This window comes from Proteus sp. TJ1640, assembly GCF_003144445.1.
Lineage (GTDB): Bacteria > Pseudomonadota > Gammaproteobacteria > Enterobacterales > Enterobacteriaceae > Proteus > Proteus penneri.
In genome coordinates, this window is sequence record NZ_PENY01000027.1 from 523,741 (window position 1) to 550,129 (window position 26,389).

The following is a 26,389-nucleotide window of genomic DNA, read 5'->3' on the forward strand; positions in this document are numbered from 1 at the left end:
TTATCTCCTATTTTCTTAATTTGCAAGATCTCTTGGCACGAATAATAAAGGCGCTATTAATTACGATAGAAAAACTTATTCTAAATTACCGTTAAGTGAGCAAATATCAATCCAAAACTTTATTGAGTTTATTATTTATAAAAATAAGCCTATCACTAATAAATAGAAATATACAAAAAAGCCACCAGTAACTTACTGATGGCTATTGGTTTTTTAACCTTTATCAACTATTGCTGATAAACGGTATTTTATTCCCACTCAATGGTTGCTGGTGGCTTACCGCTAATATCATAAACAACACGGGAAATTCCACTTACTTCATTGATAATGCGGTTAGAAACACGACCTAAGAAGTCATACGGCAAATGTGCCCAATGCGCAGTCATAAAGTCCACGGTTTCAACTGCGCGTAATGAAACAACCCAGTCATATTTACGGCCGTCGCCCATAACACCCACTGAACGTACAGGTAAGAACACAGTAAATGCTTGGCTTACTTTGTTATATAAGTCAGCTTTATGTAGTTCTTCAATAAAGATAGCATCAGCACGGCGTAATAAATCACAGTACTCTTTCTTGATCTCACCTAATACACGAACCCCTAAACCAGGTCCTGGGAATGGGTGACGATAAAGCATATCGTAAGGTAAACCTAACTCTAGGCCAATTTTACGCACTTCATCTTTAAACAGTTCTTTCAATGGCTCAACTAAGCCCAGCTTCATATCTTCTGGTAAACCACCCACATTGTGGTGTGATTTAATCACATGAGCTTTACCAGTTGCTGATGCTGCTGATTCAATCACATCAGGATAGATAGTACCTTGTGCTAACCATTTAACTTGTGGCTGTTTAACGGCCTCTTCATCAAAGATTTCAATGAATGTATGACCAATGATTTTGCGTTTTTTCTCAGGATCGTTTTCGCCTTTCAGTGCAGTCAAGAAGCGTTCTTCGGCTTCAACATGGATAATATTAAGGTCAAATTTACCTTTAAACATTTCCATCACTTGTTCTGCTTCATTCAGACGTAATAAACCATTATCAACAAATACACAGGTTAAACGTTTACCAATTGCACGGTTTAATAGTAATGCGGTAACAGAGGAATCAACACCACCTGATAATGCTAAAATAACGTGATCATCACCAATTTGCTCCTTTAAACGAGCAACTGTGTCTTCAATAATTGCAGCCGATGTCCACAAAGCATCACAACCACAAATATCTAAAACAAAACGTTTTAAAATCGCTAAACCTTGGTGAGTATGTGTCACTTCTGGATGGAATTGAACGCCATAGAAGCGTTTTTCTTCATTGGCCATAATAGCAAATGGGCAAGTTTCAGTGCTTGCTACTGTCACAAAGTCTGATGGAATAGCAGTAACTTTGTCACCGTGGCTCATCCACACATCTAATAATGGTTTACCATCTTCACTAACTGAATCTTGAATATCATTGAACAGTGCACAAGTTTCACGAATTTCAACTTGTGAATAACCAAATTCACGCTCACCAGAAACTTCGACGTCGCCACCTAATTGCATCGACATCGTTTGCATACCATAACAAATTCCTAGTACAGGAACACCTGCATTAAATACATATTCTGGCGCACGAGGACTATTGTCTTCTGTAGTACTTTCAGGGCCACCAGACAGAATAATACCATTAGGATTAAATTCACGAATTTGTTCTTCTGTAACATCCCATGCCCAGAGTTCACAATAAACACCGATTTCACGGATGCGACGAGCAATAAGCTGCGTATACTGTGAACCGAAATCAAGGATAAGAATGCGATGATTATGGATATTTGCTGTCATTTGTGGTGAATTCCAAAACAGATAAAGTCATAAAGTTGAAAGGATTGCGCTGTATTATTACCACAAGCCTTTCTCGGAATAAATTACATACCTAAGCGATAATTAGGTGATTCTTTTGTGATAGTAACATCATGAACATGGCTTTCCTGAATACCCGCACCACTGATGCGAACGAATTCAGCTTTAGTATTTAATTCTTTAATGGTTGCGCAACCTGTTAAGCCCATGCATGAACGTAAGCCACCCATTTGTTGATGAACGATGGTTTTCAATAATCCTTTATAAGCAACACGGCCTTCAATGCCTTCTGGTACTAATTTGTCTGCGGCATTATCAGTTTGGAAGTAACGGTCTGATGAACCTTTAGACATTGCACCTAATGAACCCATACCACGGTATGATTTATAAGAGCGACCTTGGAACAGTTCAATTTCACCTGGGGATTCTTCAGTACCTGCAAACATTGAACCAACCATAACGCAAGCTGCGCCCGCTGCTAATGCTTTCGCGATATCACCAGAGAAACGAATACCACCATCGGCAATAACAGGAATGTTGCGATCTTTTAGTGCTTCTACCGCATCTGCAATAGCGGTAATTTGCGGTACACCAACGCCTGTTACGATACGTGTCGTACAGATTGATCCTGGGCCAATACCTACTTTAACCGCGCTTACACCAGCATCAGCTAATGCTAAAGCACCTTCTGCGGTTGCAACATTACCACCAATAATAGGTAAGTTAGGATATAAAGCACGAGTATCACGAATACGTTGCAGTACACCTTCAGAATGACCGTGAGAAGAGTCAATAAGCAAAATATCAACGCCAGCAGCAACTAATGCAGCCACGCGCTCTTCATTACCTGCCCCCGCACCAACAGCGGCACCAACACGTAAACGACCATGTTCGTCTTTACAAGCATTAGGTTTACGTTCTGCTTTTTTGAAATCTTTTACAGTGATCATACCTTTCAGGTGGAAGTGGTTATCAACCACTAACGCTTTTTCTACACGTTTTTCATGCATTTTTTGCATAACGATATCGCGTGCTTCACCTTCTTGTACTGTCACTAAGCGTTCTTTAGGTGTCATTACCGCAGTAACAGGTTGGTCTAAATCAGTTACAAAACGAACATCACGGCCAGTAATAATACCAACTAATTCGTTATCATTAGTCACAACAGGATAACCGGCAAAGCCATTGCGTTCAGTCATTGCTTGAACTTCACGTAAAGAAGTTTCTGGTGTTACGGTGATAGGATCAGTGACAACACCACTTTCATGTTTTTTCACACGACGAACTTCTTCTGCTTGGCGTTCGATAGACATGTTTTTGTGGATAAAACCAATTCCACCTTCTTGAGCTAATGCGATAGCTAAAGGCGCTTCAGTCACAGTATCCATTGCAGCAGAAAGCATAGGAACATTTAGGCGGATTGTTTCAGTCAGTTGAGTAGATAAGTCGGCAGTATTAGGAAGAACAGTGGAGTGTGCAGGAACTAACAAAACATCATCAAATGTAAGTGCTTCTTTTTTAATTCGTAACATAGCAATATCTCACCAAGGCGGCTTTTAAGAAATAGAAAATATTGCCGCGGCATTATACACACCGAAATCGGTTGCTTCTAGCTTTTTTTCAAAATTTTTATTGACCCTACCACTAACTTAGGTAGTATCAATCAATTAAGTCTTTGTTTTAAAATTTGATCTGGCTCACATGACACTACCAATAAACAATAATATTTTTACTGTTAGCCGTCTAAATAAGACCGTTCGTCAGTTATTAGAAATGGAAATGGGTCGCATTTGGATCAGCGCTGAAATTTCCAATTTTACTCAGCCTTCTTCTGGTCACTGGTATTTTACGTTAAAGGATACTCATGCCCAAATTAGAGCTGCGATGTTTCGTGGGCAAAATGCTAAAGTGACTTTTCGCCCTCAGCATGGTCAGCAAGTCTTAGTTCGCGCAACAATTACATTGTATGAACCACGAGGCGATTACCAATTGATTGTTGAAAGTATGCAGCCTGCTGGTGACGGGCTTTTACAACAACAATTTGAACTATTAAAACAAAAACTCAGTGCAGAAGGATTATTTGATGCCATTTACAAAAAACCTCTGCCATCACCAGCAAAACAAATCGGGGTCATCACTTCTTCAACGGGTGCCGCATTACACGATATTTTAAATATTCTTCGTCGTCGTGATCCTTCATTACCTGTGCTTATCTACCCAACCGCAGTTCAAGGTGCTGAGGCGCCTATGCAAATTGTTCATGCCATCGAGCTTGCTAACCGCCGTAAAGAGTGTGATGTCTTAATCGTTGGCCGTGGCGGTGGTTCATTAGAAGATCTCTGGGCATTTAATGATGAACGCGTTGCCCGTGCTATTTTTGCCAGTGAAATTCCTATTGTAAGTGCTGTTGGTCATGAAACTGATGTAACCATAGCTGATTTTATTGCTGACCTTAGGGCGCCAACACCTTCTGCAGCAGCAGAACTAATCAGCCGAAACAAGCTTGAGCTATTGCGCCAATTGCAATCACAACAACAACGCCTTGAAATGGCAATGGATTACTACTTAGCGAAAAAACTACGCGCAATAACACAGCTTCATCACCGTTTACAGCAACAGCATCCTCATTTACGTCTTGCTCGTCAGCAAAATGTATTAGCTTCCACACAACAGCGTTTAGTTTCTAGTTTTCAGCGACTATTGCAAGCCAAACAACATCAACAAACGCAACTACAAAAACGCCTTAATTACCAAGAGCCTAGTTCCCAAATTCAAACATTACTTCGTCAACAACAGCTGTTAATTTACCGTATGCGAGAAAGTATTGCACAACAGCTATCTCGTCAACGTGAACAGTTCGCTATTAGCTGTTCTCGTTTAGAAAGTGTGAGTCCTCTCGCAACACTTTCTCGCGGTTACAGTATTAGTGAAACTATGTCTGGAGAGGTGCTGAAAAATACTAAACAAGTAAAAGTGGGTGATCCTCTAAAAACCCGTGTTAAAGATGGTTGGATCACTAGTGAAGTGGTGAAAACACAAAAGATAAGAGCAAAACGCAAAACAACTGCTAAAAATAACGATTAAGTCAAATCAAGTGATTTAAGCTTTATATAAATATAAAAGAAAGACGGCCTCAAAATCATATTTGGTGCCGTTTTTTATTATTTACTCAGATGACATCTTCAGATAATTATTATTAAATACTAAAAACGCACCTCTCCTGCAAACAAGTAACTTCTACCGCGAGCCGTCTGAGTGTTAGCACCCGGATCTTGCATAATTGGCGCTGAATTACTTCTATCAAGTGCATTAGAATAATTTTTATTCATTAAATTATGCACAGCAAATTTCAATGAGACATTTTTATTAATTTGATAATTACTGTAAACGTCAATTATCGTTGGGATTTTTTCTTGTTCAACCATAGGTACTATACCTAAATCGTAGTCTACCCCTTCTGGTGCTGATTTACGCGATTTACCTGTTATTTGGATCACCGTACCTAATTCTAATGACTGGTCATCAAAGAAGCGAACACCAGTATCAATAGTGGCATAATATTTAGGAAGTTCTGAAGCAGGAGTTTGTCCAAAATCTAAACTCGCAATTGATGTGGGTTGTGAAGTGCGTTGATCACTATAGGAAAGGTTAGTGTAAAATATCCCTGCATCATAATTAGCTTGTAGCTCATAACCACGCAAAGTCACAGGATCGATACTGTTAGTATGAAGATGAATGTTACCGTCATTTTCCATATTGGCGTAGTCATCCAATGTTAATGAATCATCAGCTCTACAACGGATCCCTCCTTTACACACTATAAAAGATTCACTAGAAATATAATTTTTGATCTTGGTGTGATACCACAATCCTTTAAATCGTAAGCTATCCCCTTCAACAATTAAATCAGGACGATAACTATTAAATCCAAGTTGGAATGTATCAGCCTTTTCACTCTTTAAATATGGGTTCATTGAAGCACCGCCTTCATTGGCAAAGAAGATCTCTTGTGAAGTTGGCGCTCTCATAGTGTAAGCATAACTTGCAAAGGGCTGAAATTCAGGAATAATTTCAGCTGCAATTAGCATTCCCGGCTCCCAATTTCTATCATGGCGATTAAGATCCATTGCACCTTCAGGGAAACATGCATCACGGCTAGCACACGCTGGTTTATGCCCTTTTATATTGTAATCCACATAATTTAAATTGAAATTTAGCGTATAAATATCATATTCAAATTTCATTTGTGAAAAGAAGCTGGTTAAATTATTTTTCCCTTTAGGTGCAAACGCGTTATTTTCAACCATATTGTTTGCTTGCCAAGCATCTGTTGATGGTGCAATAACGCTACGTTTATATTCTGTAAACATTAACTTTGAGCCTAATGTAAATGCCATATCCAATTCACCATAATTAAAGCGACTAGTATTTTTAGCCACTAATGAATCAGAGATATTTTCTGCATTTGCATTACGCAAGCTCATTAAAGAATCACCTTCAAATTTTTGAGATGCTTGGCTGTGACTTAATCGAATTTCACTATCAAAAAGGTCATTTAATGGCGTATAGCGATATTTTGCATAATAATCTTTAGCATCAATTTTACGTCGATTAAATTTATTATTATAAAACCGTCCACTTAATTCTAATTCATGAGAATCATTAGGTTTAATATTAATTTTCGCCAATTCTGAGTGTGGTTTTTGATTAAAGTGTTTATTAGTGGCAAACTCTTCACTATTAAATCCTGCGCCATTCTTATAAGATGATTCTATTTTATGCCCACTTAAAGCAAGCATTGCGCCAACTGAACCATCATCATTAAATAAAGAACGTTGCCCTGCAAAAGCAACCATACCGTTATACCCAAGACCATTCGTGCCACCAGCAGCTTTACTTCTTATTCCCCATGAATTCCCTTTAAATAAAATATCTTCGACACCAATGGTTTTAAAGTTAGCGCTACCCGCCAACGCATTAATGCTATTTTCACCATCTTGTTGACCGCGCGAAATATCCACTTGAACAATAAAGTTTGGGTCAAGCATGCTATTAAATTGGTTATATGGTTGACCGCCATGACTAATTTGACTTGGGGATGTGCTATATGTCGTTTGTGTGACACCATCCACCATCATATTCACGCGCCCAAAACCACTAAGCCCGCGAATATTGACACTAACGCCCGGTTGACTTACATCCATTTGAGTATACGTTCCTGGCGTTGAACGTAATGCTTGTTCTACAGATTCAAGATTATTAATTTCACCAATAGCGCTATAAGCCCCTGGTTTTCCCAATGCTTTTTGTTCTGGCGTTTCTTTTTGTGCTGATGAAACTTTTAAACTACTAAATTGAACTACTCTATCTGTTTCAGATGCGATGACAAAATGATTAACACCCGAAAATAAAATAAGAGTGCTAAGAATTTTCCTTGTAAATTTCATAATAAACCTATTCTTTATTTTTCTTTAAATAGGCTCACGTTGCTTTATATAAAGTGATTAAACTAGAAAATATTATTATTGTTATATTCGTTTTAAATAATAGCACTGTCTCTCTTAAAGAGAGACAGGCTAAATTATTAAACTGATTTATTATACCGATTATTCTATTTTATATTTTGAGTTTTAAAATAGACTTCAGGCTGTTCTAACATCAGAATAAAGGCATATTCTTTTGCGGTATCACGTAAGCGATTAAAACGTCCTGATTTGCCACCATGCCCTGCACTCATATTAGTATCAAGTAATAGTAGGTTATTATCTGTTTTTAATTCACGTAATTTAGCAACCCACTTCGCAGGCTCCCAATATTGTACTTGTGAATCATGTAATCCTGTTGTCACTAATAAATGAGGATAAGCCTTAGCAACGACATTATCGTATGGGCTATATGATTTTAAGCGGAAATAAACGTCTTTATCGGCAGGATTTCCCCACTCTTCATATTCTCCTGTTGTTAAAGGAATTGAAGCATCGAGCATGGTTGTCACAACATCAACAAATGGAACTTGGGATACCACACCACGGTATAATTCTGGTGCCATATTCACAACAGCGCCCATTAATAAACCACCCGCACTGCCACCCATAGCGTAAACGTGTTTAGGTGCTCCGTAACCTTCTGCAATTAGGTATTTAGTGGCATCAATAAAGTCAGTAAACGTATTAACTTTATGTTCCATTTTACCTTGGTTGTACCAACGCTTACCTAATTCACCACCACCACGGACATGAACAATCGCATAGACAAAACCTCTATCTAACAAGCTTAAACGAGGTGAGCTAAACGAAGGATCAATGCTACTACCATAAGAGCCATAACCATAAATTAAGATAGGATTTTCACCTTTCTTAAATAAGTCTTTGCGATAAACCAATGATACGGGAACTTCAACACCATCTTGTGCTTTTACCCAAATGCGCTCACTTTCATACAAATCACGTTCAAAACCTTTCACTTCTTGCTGTTTAAGCAGTTTCTTTTGATGTGTTTGCATATTCCATTGATAAGTTGAAGATGGTGTTGTCATGGATGTATAACCAAAACGAAGCTCTTCACTATCTGCTTGAGGGTTAAATCCTAACCATGCCATATAAACAGGATCGTCAAACGTGACATTAGTTGATTGACCTGTTTTCCAATCAATCTGACGCAATGAGACTAGACCTTGTTTTCTTTCTTCCACAACCAACCAGCGATTAAACAGATCAAAACCTTCTAAATCGACATCTTTTTGTGGTGCAATGACGGTTTTCCAAGGCTTATCGATTGATGCCGTTTTATAAAGACCAAACAACTCACTCTCATGATTCGAACGAATATAGAATTCACCATTAAAATGGTCGATATCATATTCGCGCCCTTCTTGACGTGCAGAGAAGATAACCATTGGTTTTTCTGGTGCATTTGCATCAATTAAACGAGACTCTGAGGTTGTTGAGCTTTCAATAGAGACCAGAATATAATCTTCAGATTTGCTTTTACCCATCCATGTATAAAAGCGATCGTCGTTTTCTTCGAAGATTTTGACGTCTTGTTTGCGATCAGTACCATATTGATGGCGATAGATTTGATAAGGCAGTAGCGTTTGCGGATCTTTATCAACATAAAATAGTGTTTTGCTATCATTTGCCCACACTAAGTTTGCCGAGATATTGGTTAACACATTCTCTTTCCATGTGTTATCTGATAAATCTTTATAGGCAACATTATAGTTTCTGCGCCCTTCTTTATCTTCAGCAATCGCTATACGTTTATTATCTGGACTGATAGTCAAATCACCTAATTGATAGAACTCATGCCCTTTAGCACGTTCGTTTCCATCAACGAGAACTTCCCATTCACTCTCGCTATTAACTGGTTTACGCTGATAAATAGGAAAATCTTTACCTTCTTGGTAAATAGTACGATAAGTATAGCCATTATAAATGTAAGGCACTGACTCATCATTTTGAGCCATGCGACTCACCATTTCATTAAAGAGTGTTTCTTCTAAGGCCTTACCTTCTTTCATTACGGATTCGGTATAGGCGTTTTCAGCATTAAGATAATCAAGCACTTTAGGATCTTTACGTGAATCATCTCTTAGCCAATAATAATTGTCAGTGCGCGTATCTCCATGTTCTGTCATCACATGAGGTACTTTATTTGCTTTTGGTGGCGTCACTAGGGAGTCCTTTTGATTTTGAGCCAATGCAGGTGTTGTTGAAATTAACAATGCCATGATCGCACTCGTTAATTGCAACGTCATCCGTTTTTTGATTGCGACTAGCATAACGTTTTATTTCCTTTTTAACCTGTCGTTAGAATGTTAGTGTAGAAAACTCAATTGGCATTTCAACTATTATTTTACCTTTCGACAATAACTCAAGAGGCGGTATCGGTAAGGGCTCAGCACGTTTGAGTACTCTTTGCGCTTCTCTATCTAAAGAACGCACACCACTACTGAGAATTAGTTCACTCGATATGACATAACCTTGTTCATCAACAATAAAGCGCACTTTAGAAATCCCCGTTCTCCCTTTGCTTTTTGCTTCTTCAGGATAGGCTTTATAGCGATTAAGATGTCCTTTTGTTTTAGCTTGCCATAGTGCTAATGCGCTTTCTGAGCTATCCGCATCACTGTCATAATTTGCACTAACATCATTAGATTGCTGTCTCGCCGCAGAGCGGCTACTTGAAGGCGCTGATTGGCTAGACACATTTTCACTAATGGTAGGCGCTGGCTTTACAGGAGAAGTAACAGGGGCTATTTTAGCAGTTTGCTCTACATTGACCTTTTTTTTAGGTTTTTCGATCAAAATATCAGCATTTTCATTCACAATCAGATCATGCTGCTTTTCAGCAATATCTTGCTCTACTTTTTTTTGGCTTGCCACCGCCAGTTGTTGATCGGCGCCTACAATCTGTTTTTCATCGCTGATTGCTTGTACGTTTTCACTTAAGCTCATCATTACAGCTACTTCAGGCTCTTGTATAAATACCGTATTCTCTTTATTGAAATAAAAATAAGCCATGACAAAAACAGCATGTATACCGATAGCCAAAATAAATGCTTTAGAACGATAAAGCTGAAATTTCGGCATTTGATCCATAAAAGAGGAAATAAGCATATTCGTGTTATTAATAAATTAAGGTAATGCGACAGGTGTTATCCAAAGATAATCTGCATGAACTGAAGTGATATCACTTCCCTCTTCCATCATTATCACGACTGTCACATTTTCATTCGGTGCTAAATCAGCAACGTGCAAAGGTACACCCATTACTTTTGTGGCATGAAAAGAGCCAGCAATTAAAAGTGCGGGTGTCGGCGCATCTAATAAACGTTTCGCCATTGCACGATCACGCAATTGCTGAATAACCGTCATTTTTTCTGCTTGTGTTTTATCAAGCCCACCACCATGAGAAAGCTCGATTGTTTTTTGAATAAGTTGACGAACAGCTGTATCAGTTGAATGTACACCATCAATAATAGGTGGATTTTTATACGCACTAGATATTTCACTGCGATCAATATTTGCCGCCAATAAAGGATAATCAGCGCTTAGCCCCGCTTTAACAATATTGCCATACCATTTCCAAGGCCAACCTGAATTCCATTTTAATGCCGCCATTAATCGCTCATCCCGTAGGTATTCTGAGCCTGAATAACGTTTTTTTGTGTTATCAACTAATGATTGCTGACTTGGTGTTAGCATCTCAAGTAAAACTGCACCTTGAGGGCGTTTTTTAGGCAGTTCTGTCATTAACCAATATTCAATGTCATGATGATAAGCATTGTCATGTTTTTCACCAATAATCACACGTGCTTGACTTGCTAATCGTGTTAACAATGTATCTGCCGTGATGGATTGCCCTGTCTGAGTATCAATGATGTTTGCCGACTGAATAATTTCTAGATCTAGGGTTGATACTGGTTGTTTTTCTATCGAATGACATGCTGAAAGGCTTATTAATGAGACTAGTAGTAAGATCCTTTTTGATATTGAGAAAAACATAATCATCCTATTAGTTATATATACCTACTTTGGTTAGACGAACAGGTTAATATTATTGCTAATAATTATCAATATCATTCTTATATTAATTTGCATTTGATGTTTTTATATCTATTCCAAACGTATAAAAAAAGCGCCTGATAAAAGGCGCTTTATGGATGAAATTATTTAATTAGTTACAATTAATTTTGAGATTGAGTCTGAGCTTCAACAACAGCTAATGCCACCATATTTACGATACGACGTACTGACGCAATTGGCGTTAAAATATGAGCTGGTTTAGCAACACCCATTAATACTGGACCTACGGTCACACCATCAGAACTCGTTACACGTAGTAAATTATAGCTAATACGTGCCGCTTCCATTGTTGGCATAACTAACAAGTTTGCAGAGCCTTTTAATGGGCTGTCTGGCATCACATCACGGCGAATAGACTCTACTAATGCCGCATCAGCATGCATTTCACCATCAATTTCTAATTCAGGTGCACGTTGTTTGATTATCTCTAATGCTTTTCTAAGTTTAATTGATGATGGGCTATCAAAAGAGCCAAAACTTGAGCGAGAAACTAGCGCTGCTTTTGGTTCAATACCAAAGCGGCGAATGGTGTCCGCTGCCATCAGAGTAATATCGGCGAGTTGTTCGGCTGTTGGATCTTCATTAACATAAGTATCTGTAATGAAAGTATTACCACTTGGCAATAACAGGGCATTCATTGCTCCTGCCGTTTCCATACCTTCACGTAAACCAAACACATTTTTGTAGATTTCGAAGTGTTCTGCATAGCTCCCTACTGTACCGCAAATCAAACCATCTGCTTCACCTCTGCGAACCATAATGGCGCCAATAAGTGTTGGATTGCCAATCATTGCACGGCGAGCTTGCTCTTGTGATACACCGCGACGTTTCATAATTTGATGATATTCTTGCCAATATTCTTTGAAACGTGGGTCATTTTCATTATTCACCACTTCAAAGTCTTTACCCGCTTTAATATGTAAACCCAATTTCTGAATACGCATTTCAATCACACTAGGGCGACCAATTAAGATTGGTGAGGCTAATCCTAATGTGACTAATTCTTGAGTGGCATGCAGTACGCGGTTTTCTTCCCCTTCTGCTAACACAATACGTTTTTTCTCTTTTTTCGCTTGAGAGAAAATAGGTTTCATAAATAAGTTCGTTTTATAAACAAACTCATTAAGGTGTTCGATATAAGCAGAGAAATCCTCAATTGGGCGTGTTGCAACACCAGAATCCATTGCTGCTTTTGCAACGGCTGGCGCAATTTTCACAATCAAGCGTGGATCAAACGGTTTTGGAATAATGTATTCTGGACCAAAAGAAAGCTCTTGATCACCATACGCTGAAGCGACTTCTTCGTTTTGTTCAGCTAACGCTAATTCGGCTATCGCATGAACACAAGCAAGTTTCATCTCTTCATTAATTGTCGTCGCACCAACGTCTAATGCACCACGGAAGATGAAGGGGAAACACAATACGTTATTAACCTGATTAGGGTAGTCAGAACGACCAGTACAGATAATTGCATCAGAACGTACCGCTTTTGCTAGTGGTGGTAAAATTTCAGGCTCTGGATTTGCAAGCGCGAGAATAAGTGGATCGCGTGCCATTTTCTTGACCATTTCTTGCGTTAATACGCCAGGCCCTGAACAACCTAAGAAAATATCAGCATCATTAATAACATCATCTAATGTGCGAGTGCCGTTATCTTCAATCGCATAAGCAGCTTTGGTTTCTGCCATATTAGCTTCACGGCCACGATAGATAACCCCTTTAGAATCACATACTGTGATGTTTTCGCGTGCTAGCCCTAAAGCAACTAATAAATTCATACACGCAATTGACGCGGCACCCGCTCCTGATACCACTAATTTTACTTTGCTAATCTCTTTTTTAATAATACGCAAGCCATTGAGAATAGCGGCTGTAGAAATAATCGCTGTACCATGCTGATCATCATGGAATACAGGAATATTCATTCTCTCACGCAATTTTTTCTCAATATAGAAACACTCTGGTGCTTTAATATCTTCGAGGTTAATACCACCAAATGTTGGCTCTAATGACGCAATAATATCAACAAGTTTATCAGGATCTGTTTCATTAACTTCAATGTCAAAAACATCAACGCCAGAAAACTTCTTAAACAAAACGCCTTTACCTTCCATTACAGGCTTACCTGCTAAAGCGCCGATATTTCCAAGTCCGAGTACCGCAGTACCATTTGAAATCACCGCGACAAGGTTACCTTTTGCCGTATAGCGATAAGCAGCAAGAGGATTTGCTGCAATTTCTAAACAAGGAACAGCGACGCCTGGTGAATAAGCTAATGCTAAATCACGTTGGGTTATGAGTGGTTTTGTTGGTGTTACTGTGATTTTGCCAGGTACGGGAAATTCATGAAAATCTAGAGCGCTTTGTTTTAATTTGTCTTCCATCTTCATATCCTTTGTATCAATAGGGTAAGGGCTTCGTTAGTATAATGGTAATGAAGCGTTAAATCATGACGGCTACGACACTTTTTTCAAATTAGTAAACTTGATTTATTAGAAACAATTAATACCTAGTTATAGGTATACTATTAACACTATTTAATTTCATCGTTGTAATAAACTCGAACAGAAAAAAGACAATATTTGTTTATTATTTACCAGATATTAAATTAACATTTAAAATAATTAAATTTTTTATATAGTTTAAAAAAACAATAACTGTTTTCACTTGTTGATTATTTTTAATATAGGCTCTCTTCTTTACAACTCATTGTAACTATAAAGATTTTATAGAGTTAGATTTTTTGTTAGTCTTTTCGGTTATTTTCTTTTTTACCCGTAACAATAATTGGTGTAATATTGCCAACCGTCAATTTTATTTTCTTATTGTTTTAATAAGATATCTGATTCTAATTTTTATTCCTCATTTGGAATTTATTTTTTTATTTTCTGCGCTTGGAAAGATTACGCACATTATTATTTTTTTTAGGGAGAGGGGTTATGCCTAGCTACTCAATTATGATAGTGGATGATCACCCTATCATGAGATATGGATTACGGCTATTGCTAGAAAAAGACAAAGATTTTGTCGTAGTAAGCGAAAGTGGCAATGCTCAAGAGGCGGTAACCACTGCAAAACAGTTAAATCCAGATTTAATTATGATGGATTTAAATCTACAAGGGCGTTCAGGTATTGATATTATTCGAACACTTCGTCGCTCTGGTTTAACATCTTATGTTCTTGTTTTATCCGTTTCTGATTCACGTAATGATGTTTACGCTGCGTTGGATGCAGGCGCAAACGGTTATCTCTTAAAAGAGTGTGAATTAGATATGCTATTACTTAGCCTACGCAAAGCGGCTGTTGGGCACCCGGTTTATAGTGAGCGAGTGTGGCAATATATTCAGCTTAGACAAAACTATTCTGATCCACTTTCAGCGTTGACTAAAAGAGAGTTGGATGTACTTCATGAAGTGTCTGCTGGAATGAAAAATAAGCAAATTGCTGAAAATTTATTTATTTCAGAAGAAACAGTGAAAGTTCACATTCGTAATATTTTAAAGAAATTGCAAGTCACGTCTCGTTTAGCTGCCAGTCTTATTCTTATTAAGCATCAGTACTAAACGTTTTACCCCGACACTGGGTCGGGGTAATAAGGTATATCGCTTTAACATTCCATTTAAATTTATATTAAATCATGTATTACTCAATCGGTACTGGATAACTCAATACTTTAAAATGGTTATCAGGTAATTTTTCGATATTTAGCTGATACAGCTCTCGATTTATTCCATTAATCACAATATCAAGTTCGCTAAAGGCGGATTGTATTTCCTCATTGGTTGCCCATGAAGGGATACCTCTCACACCATAATAGAAATAAATTTTACTTTTACCTGAATCTATTGGCTGAATTTCTTTTATCTGACTAATAAAAAGGTGACCATAGCAGAAGTCTTGATAAGGTTGCCAAGCTTTACGCCCTTTATCACTAAGATTAAACACCCATTCTTCTCCATTTTCGGTTTGTTCAATCAATCCTGCTTCAACTAATGCATGCATTCTTTCTAAAACCCATGGTGCATCATCTTCATTGCTGTAGACAGGCCATTTCCCTTCGCCCAAACACAATAAATAATCACTGTTAAAAAAGGCCTCTAAGGCTATTTTATACTCATCAACTTTTGGGTCATCTTTTTCTTCATCAGCCCAACTAAAAGAAGAGAGTAAAAGCAATATAAGACTCAGTGAAATACTTTTCATATTTTCTTTTACCAACGGAAATCTTTATTCGTATTTATATTACCCTACGCTATACAATTCGTTACACTAACGTGACAGTTTAATATCCGATATATTTTATAATGTAAATAGGATTTTTCACTACACCAAAAGCTGTTATTTTGGAATTGTATAACACTCATTCTCATCAATACTAATATTACGTATTGTCATATAAGGAAAATATCATGTCCACGACAAACCTGACATATACCATGTACGGCATAAAAAATTGCGATACCATCAAAAAAGCGCGTAAATGGTTAGATGATAATCATATTCCTTACGCGTTTCATGATTACCGCAAAGAGGGTTTGACGGAAGCATTATTACGCACCTTTACAGAAAATTTAGATTGGCAGACACTTGTGAATAAAAGAGGAACAACTTGGCGCCAATTATCCGATGAAGAAAAAAATGCAATCACTGATGTTACCTCTGCAATCTCATTGATGTTAGATAAACCTGCCATCATTAAGCGCCCTATTCTTGTCTCATCAGATAACCGTTTTATTGTCGGTTTTAATACCAATGACTATTTGACCTTTACAGGAGCCTAATATTTATGTCCTGTCCTGTTATTGAACTTGCACAACAATTAATTTCACGCCCTTCGATAAGCCCTGACGATCAAGGTTGCCAACAATTGATTATCGATAGGCTAACTCCTCTTGGTTTTACAATTGAAAGAATGCCTTTCGGTGAGACTGAAAACTTCTGGGCTTGTCGTGGTGGTGAAGGTGAAACACTGGCTTTTGCTGGTCATACTGATGTTGTACCAACAGGTGATCCTAATTTGTGGGATAACCCGCCTTTTGAACCATCTATTCGTGATGGAATGTTATATGGGCGCGGAGCAGCAGATATGAAAGGCTCGCTTGCTGCCATGATTGTCGCGGCTGAACGTTTTGTTCACTCTTATCCGGATCACCGTGGACGGCTTGCTTTTTTAATTACTTCAGATGAAGAAGCTAAAGCCGCAGATGGTACAGTGAAAGTCGTACAATCTTTAATGTCACGTGGCGAACGCCTCGATTATTGCCTTGTGGGTGAGCCTTCGAGCCAACATCATTTAGGGGATATGGTAAAAAATGGTCGTCGAGGCTCAATAACAGCAAATTTAATTATTCAAGGTGTACAAGGTCATGTCGCTTACCCTCACCTTGCAGAAAATCCTATCCATCTTGCCTCTCCTTTTATCCAAGAGCTCGTTAATACGGTTTGGGATGAAGGTAACGAATTTTTCCCAGCGACCACAATGCAAATTGCCAATATCCATGCCGGTACAGGCAGCAATAATGTGATCCCTGGTGAACTGTTTATTCAATTTAATTTCCGCTTTAGTACGGCTATTACAGATGAAGAAATTCGTCAACGTACAGAAGCGTTATTACAAAAGCACCAACTTCGCTATCAGCTGGAATGGTCTTTATCTGGTCAGCCTTTTATTACTGGGCAAGGAAAATTACTTGAAGCTGTATGTTACTCCGTTAAACATTACACCAATTTAGAACCAGAACTCTCCACCAGTGGAGGGACTTCTGATGGTCGATTTATTGCCCAAATGGGAGCGCAAGTTGTCGAGTTAGGCCCAGTTAACGCAACAATTCATAAAGTTAATGAATGCGTTAATGCAGCCGATTTACAACAACTTAGTCGAATTTATCAGCGGGTTATGGAGCAACTTATTTTATGATAACGCCTTTAATGCTAACAGGCCGTTCTACTGACCATCTAGTCACTTTATCCGGTCAGCATCGCTTACAATTTAATGCCACTAAGGCTTTTTTAGCATTACAACAACAAGCCACGAAAGCTGGCTTTAAATTAATGCCAGCCAGCTCTTTTCGTGATTTTAATCGCCAATTAGCAATATGGAATGGCAAATTTGAAGGCACTCGCCCTGTTTTAGATGCACAAAGTCAACCAATAGATATTCATGCATTATCAGAAGGTGAACGCTGTATCGCGATTTTGAAGTGGTCAGCGTTACCTGGTGCAAGTCGTCATCATTGGGGTACTGAGATTGATATTTATGATCCTTTTCGTTTACCTGAAGGCCAGTCATTACAATTAGAACCTTGGGAATACGAGGATGGTGGCTATTTTGCAGAACTTAATGAATGGTTAACAGAAAATATGTCAGCGTATGATTTTTATCGCCCTTTTACTCATAAAGAGAGCGATATTGCTTACGAACCTTGGCATATCAGTTATTGGCCTCTATCTCATGAAGCGTCTCTTGCTTATACACCTGATATTCTAAAATCTGTGTTAGAAGAAGAGAATATTGATGGTAAACAGTGGCTATTAGCTAATCTTGACGAGATATTTGCTCGTTACATTATTTTGCCTGAATAATGTTATTTTTCATATGGAGCTTCTTGTTGATCATTAACAGGAAGTCTCCACATAAAGATCAATAAACAACCTAAGATTATCAGTAATAAGATCCTGACCCAAAGCATAGACACTAACCACAGTGAAATTGCAAAGGTAATTAAGATCACTAAAATAGCTTTAGGTTTTGCCCCTTTAGGCATAGCGCGATAAGTTTGCCAATATCGTAAATAAGGACCGAACCAAGAGCGATAAAGTAACCAATAATGAAAACGCTTTGACGAACGAGAAAAACACCATGCCGCAAGTAATAAGAAAGGTGTAGTAGGTAACACAGGCAAAATAACACCTAATGTGGCTAATCCAACACATAACCAACCTGCTATAATTAGTAATACCCGTTTCATGCTGTGTTTTTCCAACCTATGCTTTATTGCGTTATTTTATAGACCAAATAAAAAAGATCCTCATTCTCAACAACAATTTTAAAATATAAGGCTTATTTATGCACTGGTTTGCTGACTATTGGTGGGTAATTTTAATTCTTTTAGTAGGAATTATTATTAATGCTATTAAAGATATGAACAAAATCGATCCCAAGCAATTTCTTAAAAATAAGCGGAAGTTGCCTCCACATCGTGATTTTAATGATAAATGGGATGATGAAGATGATTGGCCTAAACAAAATCAAAACAAGAAGGATGAGAATAAGTAGATAACCATTGTTGATAACGTGATGTTAATTGAGCATCTTTTTCAGCCATTAATTGCGCACATTGCTCTCTTAATTGCTTGGTTAAGACTTTTTTTCCTGATAAAGAAAACTCAGCCACACACTGTTCAACTGATTTATTGTCTACAAAAAAAGCGACTAATAACGGATAGTGTTGCTCATAACCGACCAGAAAGTTAGCAACACTCTCATAAACAGTAAGAACTGAACGATGAGCAAAGGCAAAACCCGCCATCATTAACCAATTGTCTTGTGCTGTCGCACTATGACTTGGTATTGACTTATCCGCTAAGCAGAGCTTTGTTTGCCGTTCTATCTGCTGATATTGCAAAGCAAAGGCACTTAAAGACGAGCGCAATAACTGTTCGCCTTTTTCAGTTAGTGGATAAATCGCCATTGCGGTATAACATCCGCTACTTGCCTCTTTATGTACCCCCAGCCGTACTATTTGAAAACCACATTGCATCCAAAACTGCACTAATGTCTCAGTGTAACCAAAGCTCACCGAAAGATAATCAACAGCCTGTTTTTGACTCTCTTTTACAATATTAGCAATCAAAGTCGCAGCAATTTTTTGCCGCCGATATTGAGGTAAAACAGCGATACGACTGATACGCAATGAGTTTAAACACATCGCATCCGGCGTTAAACCATAGGTGACTAATGATTGAGCAACCAGATTACCTCTAGGCCGACGAATACCTAACCAAACATCGTGAGCAAGTTCGAAAGGTAATCCCCCTTCTTCGATACACCACACAGCACCTACGATCTTTTTATTGATTGATGCTGACCAATAACGCTGTTTTCGACCATCAAGTAAACGTCGTAGATCAAGTGGTGTTGTTCGATAATGCGCACTAGTAAGAAGTTGATAAAAACCATGTAATTGTGGAATATTATTATGCCAATTTCCTTGAAGCTGTTGGATATCGACATCACCTTGTTGCTGACAATCAAAATTGTATTCCGGCTCATCAAGCAGTAACAACTGATTAAGCCAATTTTCTAATGGGCAATCTTTAGCCCAACGAATAGGTATTTGTAATTGATAGGTACGCAAATTAGGAATGTTGTCTCCTAATTTAAGCATAAAACCGCGGCCAGTTCCTTCATAACCTTGTACTGTGGTTGTCATTAATACATTAGGAAAGTAACCACACAGCGCTTCTAATTGTGCAATGGGCACAGAAGCCGCCTCATCAATAATCAGCCAATCACTTTGAATTTCGTTATTTATACACAGCGCTAATAAATTATCAGGGGAATAAAATGAAATAGCTTTGTTGGTGTGTGAAGATAAAACATCTGTACTATTTTTAGCTGGTGCACATACCAATACATTTCCTTGATATTGCTCGATAAACATACCAGCAAGCGCTGATTTTCCTCGACCTCTTGGTGCAACAACACTCCAAACACTCGATGTCGATAAGAGCAATTTATCTAAAATAACTTGCTGTTCTGCGGTCGGTTTACCCTGTGGAAGCGCCCAAGGTTTAGCTTTTTCAATCAATGTGGGTAATTGAAATGGCGTTGATTGTTGCCATACAATCACTTGACTATCACCTAACGTGATATCTTTTAGCCATTCCATAAAATTTGGTGTTGAAAGTACACCTTGAGCATCATTCCAACGCTGACTATCGTTATCTATGTAGCTATCCCAATTCTCAATATCGGGTAAGCACAAGATCAATAAACTACCGGCTTTTAATGTGCCTGTTAACATCGCTAAAGCATCGGTATTAAATCCCTCATTAGCATCAAAAACAGCATGTAAGAACTCACGCCCTAATAGGCGAATAGCATGATCAGGTAAAATTGCATTAGGCTTACTGGAGGAAATCGTTATCCAATCACCTTGGCATAATTGGATAATTTGCTGGATTTGTTCTGTTTGCCATGCAGGTTTACCCGCTAATAGCAGTAATTGACGTTGCCCTAATTGAGCTAATTTTTGCTGATATTGATGTAAATGGGAAAATGACACAGCTAGGATTTACCGATTAACAATGAAAGAATACCTGCTGCAATTAATGGCCCAACCGGTACACCCCGGAAAAGCGCTACTCCAATAACCGTACCTACTAATAAGCCGGCAACCGTTGAAGGTTGGTTATTCATTAAAGAAACACCTCTAGCGCCCAACCAAGAAACAGCAATACCAATAGCAATCGCTAATAGTGATTTCCAATTTAAGAATGAGTTAAGCACTTCTTGTCCTGAAATACGCCCCGTTGCAATAGGTGTCATTACCCCAATCGTCAGAATTAAGATCCCGATGGTCATGCCATATTTTTCAACAACAGGAAAATATTGGTTTAATGGTGTGATTTTAATGACTAGCAAAGCCAGCATAGCTAATGTTACAGTCATATTATGACTAATAATGCCAAGTCCTGCGAGAACCAGCAAAATTAATAGTGAGGGATCAACGTTACTCATGTTTGTTCCTAAGCCTTTCGCTTTATAGCGTTAATTATCTTATAGTTACCGACGAATGGTATTAGTTCAAAGACGAAGAAGCAAATGTATCGCAAGATTTGATGCTACCACTGTTATAGCCTCTCATAAACCAAGTCTTGCGCTGTTCCGCCGTGCCGTGTGTAAAACTATCCGGTACGACATAACCTTGCTGTTGTTTCTGTAACTTGTCATCACCGATCGCTTGCGCCGTTTTGATCGCAGTTAATAAATCGCTTTCATCAATACGACCTTCACCCGCAATAAAACGTCCCCACATTCCAGCAAAACAGTCTGCTTGCAACTCTAATTTTACGGATAAACGATTTACCTCTGCTTTCGAACGCGCCATTTGTTGTTGTTCACGCATTTGATTAGTGATACCCAATAAATGCTGAACATGATGCCCAACTTCATGAGAAATCACATAACCTTGGGCAAATTCTCCACCACCACCTAAGCTATTTTTCATTTCATTATAAAAGGAAAGATCAAGATAGATTTTTCGATCAGCGGGACAATAAAATGGCCCCATTATTTTTGTGCCAGTTCCACATTGTGTTGTCGTGCTATTGGTATATAGCACGAGTTTAGGATCACTATATTGTTTTCCTGCTTGTGCGAAAATTGTTCGCCAAAAATCTTCAGTACTGGCTAAAATAACACTACTAAAATCGGCAGCTTCATTATAAAGTGCGGTTTGTTGCTCATTACGTTGTGAGGCTTGATTGTTTCTCCCCGTTAATGTGTTAAAATCAAATCCCATAAAGCTGGCGATAACTAAAACAATAATTATTACAAAACCATATTTAGTACGCAGTAAAAGTGCAATTAATCCTAATGGGAGATTACCACCGCCAGATGCGGAGGAAGATTGCCCTCTTCTATCTTCAACATTGTCACTTCTTCGGCGATCATTCCAACGCATAACTTATCCCCACAGTTTAAATAGATGATTTTAGCTTTATAATGAATAAATTTATCACTTGATTTGAGATAATAACAAAAAATTACAAACACTATTCTCTATTTTTTAAGAGCAAGATAATAGAGACTATCAGAGTAAAATAGCATTCGTTAGCACCACGAACAAATGAGCATCATAAGGAATTAAAACGGCTTTCTTAATGATTTCATAATAGAATTCTTATATCTTGCTTCTGTTTTTCTTCACTAATAAATAGATACCTTAAATGACCCGAACTCAACGTTTACTCACTTTATTGCAGATTTTAAAAGAGAATCGCTATCCGATAACGGCAGAAGTGTTAGCAAATAAATTACAAATTAGTGTCAGATCTATTTATCGAGATATTGAATCTTTACGTGATCAAGGTGCTGAAATCACGGGTGAAGCAGGTATAGGTTATCAGCTAAAATCCGGTTTACTCCTACCACCACTAACCTTTGATATTAATGAACTTGAAGCACTTATTCTGGGATTACGCTGGGTAGAAAGTAATACAGATAAAGAATTAAGTCACTCTGCATTACGGGCAATTAATAAAATCAATGCAGTGGTAACAACACAACATCAAACATTGCTTGAACAAAATACCTTGTTTGTTCCCACACACCAAATTATTGAAGTTGATCATGCCATTGCTAAAGATATGCGTTTTAGTTTACGCGAAGAAAAGAAAGCCCAAATATATTATAAAGATGCCCAAAATCAATTAAGCACTCGAATTATTTGGCCTATTGCTGTGGGCTACTTTCAAAATTCTCAAGTTATTGCTGCATGGTGTGAATTACGCCAAAGCTATCGCCATTTTAGGCTTGATAGAATTATCTCTTATGAAGTATTAAGTGATAATTTGCCTTACCCTAAAAGTTATTTATTCTCACGCTGGAAAAAAGAGATCTTAAAAGAGGCTCCTGACAAAAATTGACACAATGTTTGCGTAATATCTTCCTTGCTGTTTTTCATTTAGCTATTTCAGTTTAAATAACATCATATTAATCAACACAGTAAGGAAATATTATGAATGAACTTATCCTTTATACTAATACAATGTCTCGCGGTAACACTGTTGAACTTTTCTTAAAAATGTTAGATGTGCCTTATCAGCGTGTCGAATTAGAATATGGCGAACCAATGCGTACCCCTGAATATCTTGCTATTAATCCTATGGCAAAAGTTCCTGCATTAGTTGATGGCGAAATCGTGGTTACAGAGACAGCGGCAATTTGTGCTTATTTAGCAGATAAGTTTATTGAAAAAGGATTTGCGCCTGCCATTAATTCACCTGAGCGTGCAGTTTATTATCGTTGGTTCTTTTTTACTGCTGGCCCTATTGAATCCGCATTTACAGTGAAAGAGGTTGGTATTGAACTTAATGAAGAACAGCAAAAATCATCTGGGTTTGGTTCTTTTGAACGAGCCTTTCATTGTTTAGAAACAGGGATAGCTAGTGCCAATCCTTATATTTGTGGCAAAAATCTGACTGCTGTCGATGTGTATGTGGGCTATTTCCTTATATTTTTATGCAAGTATGCGCTTATCCAGCCTACGCCACTGATTAATCAATACATTGATAGCCTTGCGCTTAATAATGAGATTAAACAATTATTAAAAAGCTTAGGATTACGATAAATTTTTTATTATTAAACGTTATTTATCAAGCTATCTACATAGCTACTGAGTTATGTTCGTTTAATACATTCCATTTTAAACGCATTACTTAAGACAAAAGGCCAGCTTTAAGCTGACCTTTTCTATTTACATCTTGTTTAACTTGACGTAATCGTTTGCGTATTTAGTCTAAAGAAACACCGATTCGACGTGCAACTTCTTCGTATGCTTCAATCAATCCGCCTAAACTTTGACGGAAGCGGTCTTTATCCATTTTATCTAAGGTATTTTTATCCCATAAACGGCTTCCATCAGGAGAGAATTCATCACCTAATACAACTTTGCCATGAAATAAACCAAACTCAAGTTTAAAATCGACTAAAATAAGTCCAGCTTTATCAAAGAGTTTGCTAAGGACATCGTTTGCTTTATAGCTCAAACGTTTCATTTCTGCGAGGTTTTCTTTAGATACCCAATCAAAGGTTTCACAGTAAGATTCATTGACCATAGGATCATGGCGGGCATCATCTTTTAAGAATAAATCAAAGATTGGTGGATTTAAAAGTGTACCTTCTTCGATACCTAAACGTTTAACTAATGATCCCGCAGCACGATTACGGATAACGCATTCAACAGGTACCATATCGAGTTTTTTGACTAGCACTTCATTATCAGAAAGCAAACGTTCCATCTGCGTTGGGATACCCGCTTCTTCCAGTTTATTCATAATGAAATAGTTGAATTTATTATTTACCATCCCCTTACGATCAAACTGTTCAATACGTTGGCCATCTAACGCTGATGTATCATTTCTAAATTCAAGGATAAGAAAATCAGAAGATTCAGTGGTATAGACTGTTTTTGCTTTTCCACGATACAACTCAGCTTTTTTCTGCATCTGACACACTCCAAAGATGTGATAGGTTTAACAAGAAATTTGCTTCCCATACTCTACTCTAGATTAGATAAAAAAGCTTTTAAAACGTGAGTACTATCACTAAAAAAAATCTCATCGACAACCCACTACCTACAACGTTTTTTTATTAAAAACTACACCATCATTAGAAATCATATTTTAAGTAATTCCATTAAATAATAGCACTAATAAAAAATAGTTTGATAAAGCCAGAATATATAAAATATAAAAAGTCAGAATAAGAATAATTATAGATTATATCACCATATTATTTCTATTTTTAGATTATATTATTAGTAAACACTAGGTCTATTTCAGGTTACACTTATTTAGCGTAATCAATAATAAAAAACCAGATTAATTTCTTTCTATGGAGAATTAATCTGGTTACCAATATTAGTATCAAAACGTTTTGATGATTTATCTCTTATCTATTTTTATATTTAAATACACATATTATCTCTTAATAATGTAATGCTTGAATTAAATAATAAAACAGTAGATCTCATAAGCAAACCAACCTAATAAAGCACCGGCAGGTAAATCAATTAAGTAATGTTGTTTCGTAAACATGCAAGATAATGCAATAAACAATGGAAATAAGAAAACCCATGGTCCTAAGCTTGCATAAGCAAGACATGCAGTAAGTGTTGCTACGGAAACATGCATACTTGGAAAACAGTTTGATGAGTCATCAAAATACTGAACGAACTTAAGAAATTTCTCTGATGCGGTTTTACCTGGATTTAAAGTACGCCAATGTGCTGGGGTTGCAACAGGGAATACAATAAAGAAAAACATTTGCATGACTAACAAAACAATATAACTAAAAACAATCATAATAAATTGTCTTGAGTCTTGAATGATCCAATTAAGATATAAAATTGCAGGATAATATAAAAAGCTATAGATCCATGACCACCATGGCCAAAAAGGAATTTTTTCATCAATCGGTGAATTAATAATTTTCACTTCTCTCAATGTATATCGTTGAGTAAAAAAATAAAATTGATAAACACCTACAATAAGTATCCCACTTAATATCAAGTGAATAATCATATCACCAGCGCTCATAAATGCTCCTTCATATAGTCAGAGAGTGCTTTGTTATTTTTATTTAAAAATAAGAATTGAGGCAATATTGCATAAATTTAAACGTATTGCATTAAGATTAATATTATTAATAACTTTAAATTAAATCCTGTCATTAAAAGAATATTCAATTAATGATGTTTAATCTGATAGTTCCAATTGTCTTGTTATAAACACATTTCAATTTAGATTAATACCATTAAATTAAGATAATCATAACCATCCGTAAAACGGGTGGTTTGCTCTTGCCCTATAAGGGCTTGTTACCGACTGCGCCTAAATGACGCTGCTTTCTCTTCGTTCAAGCTAAGTGTCTTTGCTACTTTGGCTTACCCCTTAAAGGGGTTTTCATATTCTTTACTACTCAATTTATCCGAGATTAAATCCGACTTTTCTTGCTCTCTGATATACTTTTGAATTGTGGCTTCATTGAGTCCAACTGTTGTGACATAGAATCCTTCCGCCCAAAACTNAAAGGGGTTTTCATATTCTTTACTACTCAATTTATCCGAGATTAAATCCGACTTTTCTTGCTCTCTGATATACTTTTGAATTGTGGCTTCATTGAGTCCAACTGTTGTGACATAGAATCCTTCCGCCCAAAACTTTCTGTTG

General features: G+C 37.4%; 22 protein-coding genes and 1 pseudogene. 8 read left to right on the forward strand and 15 right to left on the reverse strand.

The genetic code is table 11. The features are described from left to right. Positions 1–248: 248 nt before the first annotated feature. Positions 249–1,826 carry a glutamine-hydrolyzing GMP synthase gene (gene guaA, locus DK861_RS14785; RefSeq protein WP_109400607.1) on the reverse strand — a complete coding sequence of 526 codons (1,578 nt, stop codon included), beginning with the start codon at positions 1,824–1,826 and terminating at the stop codon, positions 249–251. 83 nt (positions 1,827–1,909) lie between these two features. Then, on the reverse strand, positions 1,910–3,376 hold the full coding sequence (guaB, locus tag DK861_RS14790; RefSeq protein ID WP_072064176.1) for an IMP dehydrogenase: 1,467 nt from the start codon (positions 3,374–3,376) through the stop codon (positions 1,910–1,912). A gap of 169 nt (positions 3,377–3,545) precedes the next feature. Between guaB and xseA the strand changes: the two genes are divergently transcribed. Continuing rightward, on the forward strand, positions 3,546–4,928 hold the full coding sequence (gene xseA, locus DK861_RS14795) for an exodeoxyribonuclease VII large subunit (protein ID WP_109400608.1): 1,383 nt from the start codon (positions 3,546–3,548) through the stop codon (positions 4,926–4,928). 119 nt (positions 4,929–5,047) lie between these two features. Here the strand turns inward: xseA and DK861_RS14800 are convergent, their stop codons facing one another. From DK861_RS14800 to maeB, 5 genes are all read right to left on the reverse strand, one after another. Next, positions 5,048–7,291 carry a TonB-dependent receptor gene (locus DK861_RS14800; protein ID WP_109400609.1) on the reverse strand — a complete coding sequence of 748 codons (2,244 nt, stop codon included), beginning with the start codon at positions 7,289–7,291 and terminating at the stop codon, positions 5,048–5,050. 164 nt (positions 7,292–7,455) lie between these two features. Then, positions 7,456–9,624, reverse strand: coding sequence for a S9 family peptidase (locus DK861_RS14805; protein WP_109400610.1), 2,169 nt, complete (start codon positions 9,622–9,624; stop codon positions 7,456–7,458). Positions 9,625–9,652: 28 nt separating this feature from the next. Further along, a complete protein-coding gene (locus DK861_RS14810; protein WP_239452188.1) occupies positions 9,653–10,435 on the reverse strand; it encodes a TonB family protein in 783 nt (260 codons plus the stop codon). A 45-nt stretch (positions 10,436–10,480) separates the two neighbouring features. Continuing rightward, positions 10,481–11,350 carry a ChaN family lipoprotein gene (locus DK861_RS14815; protein ID WP_109400612.1) on the reverse strand — a complete coding sequence of 290 codons (870 nt, stop codon included), beginning with the start codon at positions 11,348–11,350 and terminating at the stop codon, positions 10,481–10,483. Positions 11,351–11,532: 182 nt separating this feature from the next. Beyond that, positions 11,533–13,815 carry an NADP-dependent oxaloacetate-decarboxylating malate dehydrogenase gene (gene maeB, locus DK861_RS14820; RefSeq protein ID WP_109400613.1) on the reverse strand — a complete coding sequence of 761 codons (2,283 nt, stop codon included), beginning with the start codon at positions 13,813–13,815 and terminating at the stop codon, positions 11,533–11,535. A gap of 555 nt (positions 13,816–14,370) precedes the next feature. Here maeB and DK861_RS14825 point away from each other — a divergent pair. Then, positions 14,371–14,994 (forward strand): response regulator, encoded by a 624-nt coding sequence (locus tag DK861_RS14825; protein WP_109400614.1) that lies wholly within the window; start codon positions 14,371–14,373, stop codon positions 14,992–14,994. A gap of 79 nt (positions 14,995–15,073) precedes the next feature. Here the strand turns inward: DK861_RS14825 and DK861_RS14830 are convergent, their stop codons facing one another. Continuing rightward, complete coding sequence (locus DK861_RS14830) at positions 15,074–15,634, reverse strand: hypothetical protein (protein WP_006533023.1); 561 nt, start codon at positions 15,632–15,634, stop codon at positions 15,074–15,076. 206 nt (positions 15,635–15,840) lie between these two features. Between DK861_RS14830 and DK861_RS14835 the strand changes: the two genes are divergently transcribed. From DK861_RS14835 to DK861_RS14845, 3 genes are read left to right on the forward strand one after another with little or no spacing between them, the layout of a single operon-like run. Continuing rightward, on the forward strand, positions 15,841–16,212 hold the full coding sequence (locus DK861_RS14835) for an ArsC family reductase (RefSeq protein WP_072064184.1): 372 nt from the start codon (positions 15,841–15,843) through the stop codon (positions 16,210–16,212). Between the two features lie 5 nt (positions 16,213–16,217). Then, entirely contained in the window at positions 16,218–17,348 is a 1,131-nt protein-coding gene (dapE, locus tag DK861_RS14840) for a succinyl-diaminopimelate desuccinylase (protein WP_109400615.1), read from the forward strand. Further along, entirely contained in the window at positions 17,345–18,013 is a 669-nt protein-coding gene (locus tag DK861_RS14845) for a M15 family metallopeptidase (protein WP_072064186.1), read from the forward strand. Before dapE ends, DK861_RS14845 begins: the two co-directional genes overlap by 4 nt. A gap of 2 nt (positions 18,014–18,015) precedes the next feature. Here DK861_RS14845 and DK861_RS14850 read toward each other — a convergent pair whose 3' ends face one another. Then, positions 18,016–18,399, reverse strand: coding sequence for a DUF454 family protein (locus DK861_RS14850; RefSeq protein WP_109400616.1), 384 nt, complete (start codon positions 18,397–18,399; stop codon positions 18,016–18,018). A 98-nt stretch (positions 18,400–18,497) separates the two neighbouring features. Here DK861_RS14850 and DK861_RS14855 point away from each other — a divergent pair, with 98 nt between their 5' ends. Continuing rightward, positions 18,498–18,707 (forward strand): YpfN family protein, encoded by a 210-nt coding sequence (locus DK861_RS14855; RefSeq protein ID WP_036936107.1) that lies wholly within the window; start codon positions 18,498–18,500, stop codon positions 18,705–18,707. Here DK861_RS14855 and DK861_RS14860 read toward each other — a convergent pair. The 3 genes from DK861_RS14860 to DK861_RS14870 form a co-directional block, all read right to left on the reverse strand. Next, the gene (locus DK861_RS14860) at positions 18,670–20,718 is read right to left on the reverse strand and encodes a GNAT family N-acetyltransferase (RefSeq protein ID WP_109400617.1); all 2,049 of its coding nucleotides are present in this window, start codon (positions 20,716–20,718) and stop codon (positions 18,670–18,672) included. The genes DK861_RS14855 and DK861_RS14860 overlap by 38 nt on opposite strands. Before the next feature lie 2 nt (positions 20,719–20,720). Further along, positions 20,721–21,173, reverse strand: a complete 453-nt coding sequence (locus DK861_RS14865) for a DUF441 domain-containing protein (protein ID WP_006533030.1) — start codon at positions 21,171–21,173, stop codon at positions 20,721–20,723. Positions 21,174–21,234: 61 nt separating this feature from the next. Further along, on the reverse strand, positions 21,235–22,119 hold the full coding sequence (locus tag DK861_RS14870) for a neutral zinc metallopeptidase (RefSeq protein ID WP_109400618.1): 885 nt from the start codon (positions 22,117–22,119) through the stop codon (positions 21,235–21,237). Between the two features lie 265 nt (positions 22,120–22,384). On the opposite strand from DK861_RS14870, the gene DK861_RS14875 reads away from it, so the two are divergent. Continuing rightward, on the forward strand, positions 22,385–23,083 hold the full coding sequence (locus DK861_RS14875; protein ID WP_109400619.1) for a YafY family protein: 699 nt from the start codon (positions 22,385–22,387) through the stop codon (positions 23,081–23,083). Between the two features lie 92 nt (positions 23,084–23,175). Next, positions 23,176–23,787 carry a glutathione S-transferase family protein gene (locus DK861_RS14880; RefSeq protein ID WP_109400620.1) on the forward strand — a complete coding sequence of 204 codons (612 nt, stop codon included), beginning with the start codon at positions 23,176–23,178 and terminating at the stop codon, positions 23,785–23,787. 163 nt (positions 23,788–23,950) lie between these two features. On the opposite strand, the gene purC is transcribed toward DK861_RS14880, so the two are convergent. The 3 genes and pseudogenes from purC to DK861_RS18220 all read right to left on the reverse strand — a co-directional run. Further along, a complete protein-coding gene (gene purC, locus DK861_RS14885; protein WP_109400621.1) occupies positions 23,951–24,664 on the reverse strand; it encodes a phosphoribosylaminoimidazolesuccinocarboxamide synthase in 714 nt (237 codons plus the stop codon). Positions 24,665–25,165: 501 nt separating this feature from the next. Beyond that, entirely contained in the window at positions 25,166–25,756 is a 591-nt protein-coding gene (locus DK861_RS14890; protein WP_006533036.1) for a phosphatase PAP2 family protein, read from the reverse strand. Between the two features lie 491 nt (positions 25,757–26,247). Then, positions 26,248–26,389 (reverse strand): annotated as a pseudogene (locus DK861_RS18220) (IS200/IS605 family transposase); the annotation flags it as partial.